Origin of the sequence: Pseudomonas sp. LFS074 (assembly GCF_047978165.1) — a bacterium.
GTDB classification, from domain to species: Bacteria; Pseudomonadota; Gammaproteobacteria; order Pseudomonadales; family Pseudomonadaceae; genus Aquipseudomonas; species Aquipseudomonas putida_P.
The window spans coordinates 2295214-2307516 of the sequence record NZ_JBFPFV010000001.1; the positions used below are offsets into that span (position 1 = coordinate 2295214).

Genomic DNA, 12303 nt, shown 5'->3' on the forward strand with positions numbered 1-12303 from the left:
CGACGAACGCTTACCCTTTGAGTTCGGTTGGCTGGATCACTTCGACCCAGTAACCGTCCGGGTCCTTGACGAACGCCAGGTGGTTCATACGCCCATCCTGCAGGCGTTTCTGGAACGGTACATCCAGTGCTTCGAAGCGCGCGCAAGCGGCGCGTACGTCGGGCACCGAAATGCAGATGTGGCCAAAACCGCGCGGGTCGGTGTTGCCGTTGTGGTAGGCAAACTCGGCATCGTTTTCGGTGCCGTGGTTGTGGGTCAGCTCCAGCACGCCAGGGATCGACTTCATCCATTGGTGGCGTGCGGTGTCATCGGCGGGAATCTGCGCCGGATCGACCAAGGCCAGGAAGTAAAGGCTGAACGCGGCTTCTGGGAAATCACGCTTGTCGACCAGGCGGAAGCCCAGGACGCGGGTGTAGAAGTCCAGCGACTTCTCGATGTCCTTGACCCGCAGCATGGTGTGGTTGAAGACGAACTGGGCGGTGGCGGCGTCAGGTTGCGCGGTGACGCCAGGCAGGGTTTGCAGATCGTGCAGGCTCATGGGAACTCCTGAGACGGGGCCGGGCGCAGGGCGCCGGCAAAACAGACAGGCTGGCCATGATACGGCAGTGCGCCGATTGCGCAAATGAAAGCGCCCTGCACAAGGCAGGGCGCTGGAATTAGAGGCCCGCATGTGCGGGCGCGTGATGGGGTCGCTAGTCCTTTAGCTGTCTCGATACTGAGCCAGCCTTTGTGAAAAAAGTGTGAAGCAGGTGTGGACGTTTCATCAGCGTACCCAGCTTTCCACGGTGGCGGCCCCGTACTGTTCTTTCCAGGCCTTGAGGCCGCGGTGGTTGCCGCCTTTGGTCTCGATTCGCTCGCCGGTGTGTGGGTTCTGGTACACCTTTACCACGCGCGGGCGGCGTTGTTGCTTGGGCGCTGCGCTGGAAGCGCGGGCTACTGCCTTGGGGTCGAGGATGGCGATGATATCGCGCAGGCTCTTGTCATAGCTTTTCATCAGGCCGACTAGTTTCTGCTCGAATTCGATTTCGCGTTTGAGGCCGGCATCCTTTTTCAACGCTTCCAGTTGCGCCATCTGTTCCTGGAGCGCTTTTTCGGCAGCACGAAACTCTGCAAGTCTGGACACTGTAATCACTCCTGTACGTCAGTCGTGGCAGGGCGTGACGAACATTGAATAAGCGTAAAACGCCGGCCACGCGGGTGGGATTTGCTGTTCGCTGATATCGAGTGTAGTCATTCATGGGTACTGGGTAAACCGCTAACTTTTTATAAGTAATACGGGAACTTTCCTAGTTTTGCGTGCGCTATTTCACGGCTTTTTTCCGGCTGCCCCTCAAGGTGCTTAGACCATGGTCCAATGGCCCGTTCCAGAGCCTTTGCGCGATCATTTCAGATGATGGTCGGCTATTGTTCGGCTCCCGCAGTACCGTGGCCAACGCGCGCCACAGGTTGTTAACTTGTCTTCATTCTGGATGTTCTCTCGCATGTTTGCCCCTTTCCCTCACGCCCCTGGGCGTCGTGTTGCCGGCCTGTTCCTGTTGTGTGCCGGCGTCAACGCCCAGGCCGCCGGTTTTCTTGAAGACAGTAGTGCCAAGGTCGAAGCACGCAATGTCTATTTCAACCGGGATTTCCGGGACGGCCACAGCAGTTCCAGCCAGGGCGCGTCCAAGCGCGAAGAATGGGCACAAGGCTTCATCCTCAATGTGCAGTCGGGTTATACGCAAGGGCCGGTAGGCTTTGGTGTTGATGCGCTGGGCATGTTCGGCTTCAAACTGGATTCCAGCCCTGCCGACAGTAACAGTGGTTTGCTGCCGTCTTCCGGGCATGATCCGCGCGGCTCTGCCGACCAGTACGCGAAGATGGGCCTGGCGGCCAAGGTCAAGGTTTCCAACACCGTGCTCAAGTACGGTTCGATGATGCCGGATGTGCCGTTGCTCAAGTACAACGATGGCCGCCTGCTGCCGACCATGTTCCACGGCGCCATGCTCACCTCCGAAGAATTGCGCAACCTGAAGTTCACCGTGGCGCGGCTGGACAAATATACCGCTCGGGACTCTACCGACCGCCAGGACATTCGCGTGCACTGCAAGAACAAGCGCTATGCCTGCGATACCGAAGCCGACCACTTCGACCTGGCCGGTGTCGATTACCGTTTCAACGAGCGGATCAGCGCCCAGTACCAGGTCGCCAAGCTGGAAAACATCTATCGCCAGCACTTCCTCGGCCTGGTGGCCAGCCAGCCGCTGGCAGTGGGTAGCCTGTCTGCCGACCTGCGCCTGATCAAGAGCGATGACATCGGCAATGCCCGTGCCGGCGCAATCGACCACCGCGCGTTCAGCGGCATGCTTGGCTACAGCCTGGGTGGCCACAAGGTGAGTGCCGGCTGGCAGCGCATGTATGGCGACAGCGCCATGCCGTATCTGGATGGCAGCAACCCATACCTGGTCAACTATGCCCAGGTCAACGACTTCGCCGCCGCCCAGGAGCGTTCCTGGCAAGTGCGCTATGACTACGACTTCAAGGCACTGGGGGTGCCTGGCCTGACCTTCTTCACCCGTTATATCAATGGCGACTCCATCAAGGTGCCGGGCAGCAGTGCCGAAGGTAAGGAATGGGAACGCGACACTGAGTTCAAGTACCAAGTGCAAAGTGGCACTTTCAAGGATGTCAGCGTGCGCCTGCGTAATTCCACTTACCGCAGCAACTATGAAAAGTGGGCACGTGACATGGATGAAACACGGGTCATTGTCAGCTACAACTTCTCGATCTTCTAAGCCGTCGCTTTGCCAAATACCGGTGGCCGCCTGACAATGGCTGCTGGTTCCCGCAAAGGGCAGGGCAATGAAAGACCTGTTGTTGATCGGCATCGGCGCGGGTGACCCGCGCCAGGTCACTTATGAGGCAGTCGACGCGCTGCGTAGCGCTTGCGTGTTCTTCGTGCTCGACAAGGGCCGCGACAAGGATGACCTGGTGCAACTGCGCAAGGCAATTCTGCAACGCTACCGTCCCGAGGGTGGTTACCGCCTGGTGCAGGTGGCCGACCCTGTGCGCGATGGTCAGGCGGATGACTACCAGGGCGCGGTGCAGGACTGGCACCGGCAGCGCGCTGTGCTGTATGCCCAACTGATCGAGCAGGAAATTGGCGACGGGGAGACCGGCGCCTTTTTGCTGTGGGGCGAGCCGACCCTGTATGACAGCACCCTGCGTATTCTCGACCTGGTCCGCGAGCGCGGCGTGGCGCTGCGCCTGCAGGTAGTCCCTGGCATCAGCAGCGTTCAGGCTCTGGCAGCGCGCCACCAAGTGCCGCTCAACCGCATTGGTGAGCCGCTGACCGTGCTGCCGGGGCGGCGACTGCGCGGGCATGGGCCTATCGACAATGTTGTGGTGATGCTCGACGGGCAAAGCGCGTTCGCCCTGCTCGATGACCCGGCGTTGATGATCTATTGGGGCGCGTACCTGGGGACGGAGGACGAGGTACTGATTGCCGGGCCATTGCAGGCAGTGAAGGCGCAAATACTGCAAGTGCGTGAGCGGGAGCGGCTGCGCAAGGGGTGGATCATGGACACCTACCTCTTGCGCAGGGCGCTGTAGTTGGCGATACCCCTATCAAGGGTTACCCAGAATAGCCACCACCTTGTCCCGCAACTGGTCGATGCTGAACGGCTTGCCGATCAGGTGCATGCCTTCGGGCACATTGAAGCTGTCGGCATAGCCACTGGCGAACAGCACGGGCAACAGCGGCCGCAGTTCGCGTGCTTTCCCCGCCAGTAACTCGCCTCGCATGTCCGGCAAGCCCACATCGGTCATCATCAGTGCCAGCGCCTGGTTCGGGTCTTCGAGTACCCGCAGGGCGGCCGCGGCGTCTTCTGCCTCGATGACGTTGTAGCCCAGTTCGTCGAGCACTTCGACCATCAGCATACGGACGATGTCGTCGTCTTCGACTACCAGAAGGTGCATGGTTCGGATCCTGTACAAATGAGTGTCTTTAATCTGTGCACCGCGCGGCATCAGAAGTTCCCGAGGATACCGATCCATGCAAATAGATGGAACGATTCCCGAACGCAACCTTCAAATACTGGCTAAATGCCCTGCCAGACCCGTCAAAGCTGGTTAGACTCGCTTATCAGGACGGCGCAGTGGCAGATAACAACAATGACTGATCGGCCACTCTTTTCAATGGACTTTTCTTGCTCGGGCGTTTTCTCATGATTCAATCAGCCTCGATGGACCAGCGCAGCTTTCGCAAGCTGTTGAGCCGCAACATCGGCCTCCCTCTGGGGGTGGGCCTGCTGGGGGCCGTGGCCTTCGTCGCGGTGATCAACTACCTGCTCTCGGCCATGCAGTGGGTCGAGCACACTGACCGGGTGATCGGCAATGCCAACGAAACGGTCAAGCTGTCGATCGACATGGAAACCGGCATGCGCGGTTTCCTGATCACGGGTGACGAGCGTTTCCTTGACCCCTACGAGGTGGCCAAGCCGCGCATTCTCGGCAGCCTGCAAAGCCTGCGCGGCATGGTCGAAGACAACCCGCAGCAGGTCGACCGTATCGACCGGCTGATCGCCTTGCAGCAAGCCTGGAACACCTTCGGCAGCGAGATGATTGCCCTGCGCCGCACCCAAGGCGACTATCAGGCATCGATCGGCAATGGCCGCGGCAAGCGCCTTACCGACGAGATCCGCAAGGAGTTCGACGGCCTGATCGGCACTGAACAGCAATTGCGCATGGCCCGTAACGAAAAGGTCAGCAGCGTTACCGTCACGGCCATTTCGGTGTTCGTGCTGTTCATCGTCGGCCTGAGTGCCTTGCTCGCCTACCTGGGCCGGCGCGACCTGCTGGCGCTGTCTGGCAGCTACGAAGAAAACGCCAAGGCCCAGCAGCGTGCGGCCGAGCGCCTGGAGCACCAGGCCTGGCTGCGCAACGGGCAGACCCAGCTGGCCGAACAGGTACTGGGCCAACTGACCCTGCCGATGCTGGGTGACAACATCCTGCGCTTTTTTGCCGCTTACATGGGCAGTGTGGTGGGGGCGGTGTATGTGCGTGATGAGCATGGCCGCCTGGTACGGGTGGCTACCTATGGCCTGGATGCTGAAGAGCAGGCTCGGGAGCAGGTAAAGGGCGATCATGATGGCCTGTTGGCACAAGCGGTGCGCGAAGGTCGCCTGCTGTGCCTTGAAGACCTGCCCGAAGACTACTATCGCCTGAGTTCCGGCCTCGGCAGCGGCCTGCCACGTAATGCCTTGCTGATGCCTGCGATCGACGATGGTGGGATCAACGGCGTGGTCGAACTGGGCTTCCTGCGGCCTTTGCAGGCGCGCGACAACGAGCTGATGGAGCGACTGGGCGGCAACCTGGGTATTTCCATCGAAAGCGCCCGCTACCGTCAGCGTTTGCAGGAAGTGCTGGCCGAGACCCAGCAGTTGAACGAAGAGCTGCAAGTGCAGCAGGAAGAACTGAAAACCGCTAACGAAGAGCTGGAAGAGCAATCGCGCGTGCTCAAGGAGTCCCAGGCCCACCTGGAAACCCAGCAGGCGGAACTGGAGCAGACCAACGAGCAGTTGTCCGAGCGTACCGAGGCGCTGGACCGCAAGAATGACGAACTGGTCCAGGCCCAGGAAGAACTGCAGGCACGTGCCGACGAGTTGCAGCGCTCTAGCAAGTACAAGTCCGAATTCCTCGCCAACATGTCCCACGAACTGCGCACGCCGCTGAACAGCTCGCTGATCCTGGCCAAGCTGCTGGCGGAGAACGCCGAAGGCAACCTCAGCGACGAGCAGGTGAAGTTTGCCGAGTCGATCTACTCGGCTGGTAACGACCTGCTCAACTTGATCAACGATATTCTCGATATCGCCAAGGTCGAGGCCGGCAAGCTCGAAGTGCGGCCAGAAAGCACCCAGGTGGAGCGCCTGGTCGAGGGCCTGCGCGGGATGTTCGAACCGCTGGCCGGGCACAAGGGCCTGGCCTTCGAGGTAACGGCCGAGGCACAGGTGCCGGCCACCCTGTTCACCGACCGCCAGCGCCTTGAACAGATCCTCAAGAACCTGCTGTCCAATGCCATCAAGTTCACTGAGCGTGGCAAGGTCAGCCTGAACATTGGCTACCAGCCTGGCACGGGCATCGTGTTTGCCGTGCGCGATACTGGTATCGGCATTGCGGCCGACCAGCAGCAGGCGATTTTCGGTGCCTTCCATCAGGTCGATGGCACCAGCAACCGCCGTTATGGCGGCACCGGCCTGGGCCTGTCGATTTCCCGAGACCTGGCGCATTTGCTCGGCGGGCAGATCAACGTCGACAGCAGCCCCGGCCAGGGCAGCGTGTTCAGTCTGATTCTGCCGGAGCACTATGAGCGCCTGGCGCAGGACGTCGAGCCGCTCAGCCTGCGTCCGGCGGTCGATACGTTGCCACCCGCGCCGCAGGTGCCGGTGGTGTCAGCGCCAAAACGCCTGGCATTGGCATTTGTCGACGACCGCGAGCGCGCACCGTTCAGCAACCGCTGCATCCTGGTGATCGAAGACGAACCGAACTTTGCCCGCATCCTCTTCGACCTGGCCCACGAGCTGGGTTACAGCTGCCTAGTGGCGCAGGGCGCCGACGAAGGCTTCGAGCTGGCCGCCCAGTACATCCCCGATGCGATCCTGCTGGACATGCGCCTGCCCGACCATTCCGGCCTGACCGTGCTGCAACGCCTGAAGGAGCAAGCCGGCACCCGGCATATTCCGGTGCATATCATTTCTGTGGAAGACCGGGTCGAGGCCGCCATGCACATGGGCGCTGTCGGTTATGCGGTCAAGCCCACCAGCCGCGAAGAGCTCAAGGAAGTGTTCGCCCGCCTGGAAGCCAAGCTGACCCAGAAGCTCAAGCACATCCTGCTGGTGGAAGACGACGACCTGCAGCGCGAGAGCATTGCCCGGCTGATCGGCGACGACGATGTCGAGATCACCGCCGTGGCGTTTGCCCAGGACGCGCTTGCGCTGCTGCGCGAGAACATCTACGACTGCATGATCATCGACCTGAAGCTGCCGGACATGCTTGGCAACGAGCTGCTCAAGCGCATGACCGCCGAGGATATCCGTTCCTTCCCGCCGGTGATCGTGTACACCGGGCGCAACCTGACCCGCGAAGAAGAAGCCGACCTGCTCAAGTACTCGCGCTCGATCATCATCAAGGGCGCGCGCTCGCCGGAGCGCCTGCTTGACGAAGTGACGCTGTTCCTGCACAAGGTCGAGTCGCAGCTGTCCAACGAGCGCCAGCGCATGCTCAAGACCGCCCGCAGCCGCGACAAGGTGTTCGAGGGGCGCAAGGTGCTGCTGGTAGACGATGATGTGCGTAACATCTTCGCCCTCACCAGCGCCCTGGAGCACAAGGGCGCAATCGTCGAGATCGGCCGTAACGGCCGTGAGGCCATCGAACGCCTGGAGCAGCATGACGACATCGACCTGGTGCTGATGGACGTGATGATGCCGGAAATGGACGGTTTCGAGGCCACCCGCCTGATCCGCCAGCAACCGCGCTGGCGCAAGCTGCCGATCATCGCCGTGACCGCCAAGGCCATGAAGGATGACCAGCAGCGTTGCCTGCAGGCCGGGGCCAATGATTACCTGGCCAAGCCGATCGACCTGGACCGTCTGTTCTCGTTGATCCGTGTATGGTTGCCGCAACTGGAGCGAATTTGACTAGCGAACGTAATACCGACATCGAAATCCGCTTGCTGATCGAGGCCATCTACCTCAAGTACAGCTACGATTTTCGCAACTATTCCGGCGCTTCGATCAAGCGCCGGATCCTGCACGCGCTGCGCCAGTTCGACTGCTTGACGGTGTCGGCGCTGCAAGAGCGCGTGCTGCACGACCCCGGCATGTTCATGCAGTTGCTGCAGTACCTGACGATCCCTGTCAGCGAGATGTTTCGCGACCCGGGGCACTTCCTGGCGTTGCGTAACGAAGTGGTGCCGCTGCTGCGCACCTGGCCGTCGATCAAGGTGTGGATTGCCGGCTGCAGCACGGGCGAGGAGGTGTATTCGATGGCCATCCTGCTGCGTGAAGAGGGTCTGCTGGAGCGCACCATCATCTATGCCACCGACATCAATCCGCATTCGCTGGACAAGGCCAAGCAGGGCATCTACTCGATGCAGAGCATGCGCGAGTACGCCGAGAACTACCGCATGGCCGGTGGTCGCCGGGACTTTTCCGAGTACTACACGGCGGCCTACGGCAACGCCATCATGGACAGCACCCTGCGCGACAACGTGACCTTTGCCGACCACAGCCTGGCCACCGACAGCGTGTTTTCCGAAACCCAGTTGGTGTCGTGCCGCAACGTGCTCATCTACTTCAACAAGGAGCTGCAGGATCGCGCCCTCGGGTTGTTCCACGAGTCGTTGTGCCACCGCGGCTTCCTGGTGCTGGGCAGCAAGGAGTCGGTGGACTTCTCGGCCTACAGCGAGCGTTTTGAGCCGCTGGTTAAACCCGAGCGGATCTACCGTAAATCATGAACGGCGTGCGTGCGGTGGTGATCGGTGCCTCGGCAGGCGGCGTGACGGCGTTGTTCACGGTGCTGGGCGGGTTGCCGGCCAGCTTCGCCATCCCTGTGCTGTGCGTGCTGCATTTGCCGGATAACCGCCACAGTCAGTTGGCTGCAGTGCTGCAGCGCCGTCTGCACCGGCCGGTGCACGAGGCACAGGACAAGGAACCGTTGCGCCCCGGCCTGATCTACGTGGCCGGGCCCGGCTACCACCTGTCGGTGGAGCGTGATTTCACCCTGTCGTTGAGCCAGGAGCCGCCGGTGCATTTTTCCAGGCCGGCAATCGACTACCTGTTCATGTCCGCTGCCGACGCCTATGGTGACGGCCTGCTTGGCGTGCTGCTCACCGGTGCCAATGAAGACGGCGCCCAAGGGCTTGCCTATATCAAGAACAATGGGGGCAGGACCCTCGTCCAGGACCCTCGTGACGCACAGGTTGCGCTGATGCCGGAGGCCGCCCTGGCCCTGCACCAGCCCGACCATATTCTTTCTCTGAGTGGCATCGAGCAATTGCTCGCTGCCCTGGAACCCAGCGCATGCTAAGCCACACCATCGCCAAACTGCTGATCGTCGACGATCTGCCGGAGAACCTGCTGGCCCTCGCCGCCCTGATCCAGGGAGAAGACCGCGAGGTGCACCAGGCTCAGTCTGCCGAAGCGGCGTTGTCGCTGTTGCTTGAACACGAGTTCGCCCTGGCCATCCTCGATGTGCAGATGCCGGGCATGAACGGCTTCGAGCTGGCCGAACTGATGCGCGGCACGGAAAAAACCCGCAATATCCCCATCGTCTTCGTCACTGCTGCCGGGCGCGAGATGAACTATGCCTTCAAAGGCTACGAGAGCGGTGCGGTGGACTTCCTGTACAAGCCGCTCGACACCCTGGCGGTGAAGAGCAAGGTGTCGGTGTTCGTCGACCTGTACCGCCAGCGTAAAGTGCTGGACCGCCAATTGCAGGCATTGGAGCGCAGCCGTCAGGAGCAGGAGCTGCTGCTGACCCAACTGCAGACGGCGCGAGTTGAGCTGGAACATGCCGTGCGCATGCGTGATGACTTCATGTCGATCGTCTCCCACGAGGTGCGCACCCCACTCAATGGGCTGATCCTGGAAACCCAACTGCGCAAGATGCACCTGGCGCGCGGCAACCTCGCTGCCTTCAGTGGCGATAAGCTGCAGGCCATGGTCGAGCGCGACGAACGGCAGATCAACAGCCTGATACGCCTGATCGAAGACATGCTCGATGTATCGCGCATCCGGACCGGCAAACTGTCCCTGCGGCCCAAGGTGTTCGACCTGGGGCAACTGGTGCGGGGGCTGGTAGAGAACTTCACCGCCCAGGCCACGGCGCTGGAAACCTACGTGGAGCTGCAACGCTGCGAACCGCTGCAAGGCGAGTGGGACGAATTTCGCATTGAGCAAGTGGTAGCCAACCTGTTGTCCAATGCGTTGCGTTACGGTGAACGCAAGCCGGTGCAGGTGCGCGTATTCAAACAGGACGGCCTGGCGTGTGTGCAGGTGCAAGACCAGGGGATCGGCATTGATGCAGCCAACCAGCAGCGCATTTTCCAGCAGTTCGAGCGGGTCGCCGCCCAGCAGGCCAGTGGCGGGTTGGGGTTGGGGCTGTATATTTCGGAACAGATCGTCCAGGCCCACGGCGGGCGTATACAGGTCGAAAGTGAAGAGGGCAAAGGCGCCACCTTCACCTTGCAATTACCGCTGGCAAAACACGAACAACAAAACGACCAGGCGCGGGCAACCTCTGCGTAAGCCTGGGGTCTGATGGCCAACTGTAAGCATTTCAAGGCGTTAACATGAGTGAAGATGCACAAGATGTGGTTCTGGTCGTCGAGGATGAACCGGCGATTCGCATGATTCTGCGCGACTACCTGGCGGGCGAGGGGTACCACGTACTGGTGGCCGAAGATGGCGAGCAGGCGTTCGCTATCCTGGCCAGCAAACCGCACTTGGACCTGATGGTGACGGACTTCCGCTTGCCGGGAGGTATCTCCGGGGTGGAGATTGCCGAGCCCGCCGTGAAGTTACGACCGGACTTGAAGGTCATCTTCATCAGCGGCTACCCGGCGGAGATTCTCGAGTCTGGCAGCCCGATCACCCGCAAGGCTCCGATCCTGGCCAAGCCATTCGACCTGGATACCTTGCACGAGCAGATCCAGGCACTGCTGCGCTGAAGCCTGCAGGTAAAACGCTATTCCTGTAGGAGCGGCCTTGTGTCGCGAAAGGGCTGCGCAGCAGCCCCAGCAACATCGGCTGCAGGCTGAAATCCTGGGGCCGCTTCGCGACCCTTTCGCGACACAAGGCCGCTCCTACAGTGGCCGTGTCTAACGCAGGGTCCGCTCCAATCCACCCATCAACATGCTCTCCATCAACCCCAGCCCCTGTTCCTCGGGGAGTGCCTTCAACATCCCCGGCAACTGGTTCAGCAGCGTCGCCACAACATGCGCGGTGGCCACCAAAGCCTCCCCCTGCAACGCCGCCTGCGGCGCGATCAACCTCAGCAACCCCGCCTCGTAACGCTTGCGCAACAAGGCCAGGCGTGCCCGCTGGTCATCGCTCAGGCAGCACAGGTCGCGCTCGGCCAGGCGAAACTGCAGCGGGCGCTCGGCATGCAACTGCCAGTGCGCGGCAATCAGGCAGCTCAATGCCGACGCACCACGTGCCATGGCCCGTCGTCCTTGGTCCAGGGTGGCCTGCAGCTCCTCGTACAACTCCTCGATCAAGTCGTACAACAGGTCCTGCTTACTGGGGAAGTGATGGTACAGCGAGCCGGCGGTCAGCCCCACATGGGCCGCCAGCTCGCGCATGCTGACCTGGCCAAAGCCCTTTTCGGCAAACAGCGCCATGGCCCGGTCACGTCGCTCTTCAAAGTTGGCACAGCGCATTGCGGCATTGACCGGGGGCATGGCGCCTTGTCCTCAGTAAGTGAAGAAACCGCGACCGCTCTTGCGCCCCAGCCAACCGGCCGCGACCATTTCCTTGAGCAGCGGGGCAGGACGATACTTGCTGTCGTTGAAGCCTTCATGGAAGGCCTCCATGATCGCCAGCAGGGTATCCAGGCCAATCAGGTCGGCCAGGGCCAGAGGGCCGATCGGCTGGTTGCAGCCCAGGCGCATGCCGGTGTCGATGTCCTCGGCACTGGCCAGGCCTTCCTGGCGCACGAAGATCGCCTCGTTGATCATCGGCACCAGGATGCGGTTGACCACGAAGCCTGGGCGGTTGCCAGCGGTGATCGGCGTCTTGCCGACTTTTTCGGTCACCACCAGCGCCTGTGCGTAGGTGCTGTCGCTGGTCTGCAGGCCGCGAATGATCTCGACCAGCGCCATCATTGGCACCGGGTTGAAGAAGTGCACGCCAATGAAGCGCTCGGGGTGTTCGATGCTGGCGGCCAGCTGGGTGACCGACAGCGACGAGGTATTGGTGGCGATCAGGCAGTCGGCGGCGACGTTGGCGGCCACTTGTTGCAGGATGCGCTGCTTGAGCTGCAGGTTCTCGGTGGCGGCCTCGATCACCAGCTGCGCACTGCTGAGCTGGGTGTAGTCGGTGCTGGTGCGGATGCGTGCTTTCGCCGCCACCGCCTTGTCCGCTTCCAGGGTGCCCTTGCTGACCTGGCGTTCCAGGTTTTTGCTCAAGGTGGCTACACCGCGCTCCAGCGCAGCGTCGGAAACATCCACCAACAGCACCTGGTAGCCGGCGACCGCGCACACCTGGGCAATGCCGTTGCCCATGGTGCCGGCGCCGATCACGGCGATCTGTTCAATGCTCATGTACCAGG

At 61.4% G+C, this 12303-nt stretch carries 12 protein-coding genes; 7 read left to right on the plus strand and 5 right to left on the minus strand.

Annotated elements, in window-relative coordinates; genetic code table 11:
* Nucleotides 1-10: 10 nt before the first annotated feature.
* Both gloA and ACNQP3_RS10650 read right to left on the minus strand, forming a co-directional pair.
* Nucleotides 11-538, minus strand: a complete 528-nt coding sequence (gloA, locus tag ACNQP3_RS10645; RefSeq protein WP_012271788.1) for a lactoylglutathione lyase — start codon at nt 536-538, stop codon at nt 11-13.
* A 225-nt stretch (nt 539-763) separates the two neighbouring features.
* Nucleotides 764-1123: a histone-like nucleoid-structuring protein, MvaT/MvaU family gene (locus tag ACNQP3_RS10650; RefSeq protein WP_012271789.1), complete on the minus strand. Its 360-nt coding sequence runs from the start codon at nt 1121-1123 to the stop codon at nt 764-766.
* A 358-nt stretch (nt 1124-1481) separates the two neighbouring features.
* Here ACNQP3_RS10650 and ACNQP3_RS10655 point away from each other — a divergent pair, with 358 nt between their 5' ends.
* The gene (locus tag ACNQP3_RS10655; protein ID WP_041166466.1) at nt 1482-2771 is read left to right on the plus strand and encodes an OprD family porin; all 1290 of its coding nucleotides are present in this window, start codon (nt 1482-1484) and stop codon (nt 2769-2771) included.
* A gap of 67 nt (nt 2772-2838) precedes the next feature.
* Nucleotides 2839-3588: a precorrin-6A synthase (deacetylating) gene (gene cobF / locus ACNQP3_RS10660; RefSeq protein ID WP_264317002.1), complete on the plus strand. Its 750-nt coding sequence runs from the start codon at nt 2839-2841 to the stop codon at nt 3586-3588.
* A gap of 15 nt (nt 3589-3603) precedes the next feature.
* Here the strand turns inward: cobF and ACNQP3_RS10665 are convergent, their stop codons facing one another.
* Nucleotides 3604-3954 carry a response regulator gene (locus ACNQP3_RS10665; RefSeq protein ID WP_012271792.1) on the minus strand — a complete coding sequence of 117 codons (351 nt, stop codon included), beginning with the start codon at nt 3952-3954 and terminating at the stop codon, nt 3604-3606.
* Nucleotides 3955-4202: 248 nt separating this feature from the next.
* Between ACNQP3_RS10665 and ACNQP3_RS10670 the strand changes: the two genes are divergently transcribed.
* From ACNQP3_RS10670 to ACNQP3_RS10690, 5 genes are read left to right on the plus strand one after another with little or no spacing between them, the layout of a single operon-like run.
* Nucleotides 4203-7670, plus strand: a complete 3468-nt coding sequence (locus ACNQP3_RS10670) for a response regulator (protein ID WP_264317003.1) — start codon at nt 4203-4205, stop codon at nt 7668-7670.
* The gene (locus ACNQP3_RS10675; protein ID WP_012271794.1) at nt 7667-8488 is read left to right on the plus strand and encodes a CheR family methyltransferase; all 822 of its coding nucleotides are present in this window, start codon (nt 7667-7669) and stop codon (nt 8486-8488) included. The genes ACNQP3_RS10670 and ACNQP3_RS10675 overlap by 4 nt, the downstream gene beginning before the upstream one ends.
* The gene (locus tag ACNQP3_RS10680) at nt 8485-9060 is read left to right on the plus strand and encodes a chemotaxis protein CheB (RefSeq protein ID WP_012271795.1); all 576 of its coding nucleotides are present in this window, start codon (nt 8485-8487) and stop codon (nt 9058-9060) included. The genes ACNQP3_RS10675 and ACNQP3_RS10680 overlap by 4 nt, the downstream gene beginning before the upstream one ends.
* The gene (locus ACNQP3_RS10685) at nt 9054-10280 is read left to right on the plus strand and encodes a hybrid sensor histidine kinase/response regulator (RefSeq protein WP_012271796.1); all 1227 of its coding nucleotides are present in this window, start codon (nt 9054-9056) and stop codon (nt 10278-10280) included. The genes ACNQP3_RS10680 and ACNQP3_RS10685 overlap by 7 nt, the downstream gene beginning before the upstream one ends.
* 44 nt (nt 10281-10324) lie before the next feature.
* Entirely contained in the window at nt 10325-10702 is a 378-nt protein-coding gene (locus ACNQP3_RS10690; protein WP_009686481.1) for a response regulator, read from the plus strand.
* Between the two features lie 150 nt (nt 10703-10852).
* On the opposite strand, the gene ACNQP3_RS10695 is transcribed toward ACNQP3_RS10690, so the two are convergent.
* Complete coding sequence (locus tag ACNQP3_RS10695; protein ID WP_060515712.1) at nt 10853-11434, minus strand: TetR/AcrR family transcriptional regulator; 582 nt, start codon at nt 11432-11434, stop codon at nt 10853-10855.
* A gap of 12 nt (nt 11435-11446) precedes the next feature.
* Entirely contained in the window at nt 11447-12295 is an 849-nt protein-coding gene (locus ACNQP3_RS10700; protein WP_012271798.1) for a 3-hydroxybutyryl-CoA dehydrogenase, read from the minus strand.
* Nucleotides 12296-12303 lie beyond the last annotated feature (8 nt).

Bases quoted from the DNA above. Each gene is read 5' to 3' on its own strand.
- gloA (WP_012271788.1), bottom strand. From the start codon at position 538: ATGAGCCTGCACGATCTGCAAACCCTGCCTGGCGTCACCGCGCAACCT.
- ACNQP3_RS10655 (WP_041166466.1), top strand. From the start codon at position 1,482: ATGTTTGCCCCTTTCCCTCACGCCCCTGGGCGTCGTGTTGCCGGCCTG.
- cobF (WP_264317002.1), top strand. From the start codon at position 2,839: ATGAAAGACCTGTTGTTGATCGGCATCGGCGCGGGTGACCCGCGCCAG.
- ACNQP3_RS10665 (WP_012271792.1), bottom strand. From the start codon at position 3,954: ATGCACCTTCTGGTAGTCGAAGACGACGACATCGTCCGTATGCTGATG.
- ACNQP3_RS10670 (WP_264317003.1), top strand. From the start codon at position 4,203: ATGATTCAATCAGCCTCGATGGACCAGCGCAGCTTTCGCAAGCTGTTG.
- ACNQP3_RS10680 (WP_012271795.1), top strand. From the start codon at position 8,485: ATGAACGGCGTGCGTGCGGTGGTGATCGGTGCCTCGGCAGGCGGCGTG.
- ACNQP3_RS10685 (WP_012271796.1), top strand. From the start codon at position 9,054: ATGCTAAGCCACACCATCGCCAAACTGCTGATCGTCGACGATCTGCCG.
- ACNQP3_RS10690 (WP_009686481.1), top strand. From the start codon at position 10,325: ATGAGTGAAGATGCACAAGATGTGGTTCTGGTCGTCGAGGATGAACCG.
- ACNQP3_RS10695 (WP_060515712.1), bottom strand. From the start codon at position 11,434: ATGCCCCCGGTCAATGCCGCAATGCGCTGTGCCAACTTTGAAGAGCGA.
- ACNQP3_RS10700 (WP_012271798.1), bottom strand. From the start codon at position 12,295: ATGAGCATTGAACAGATCGCCGTGATCGGCGCCGGCACCATGGGCAAC.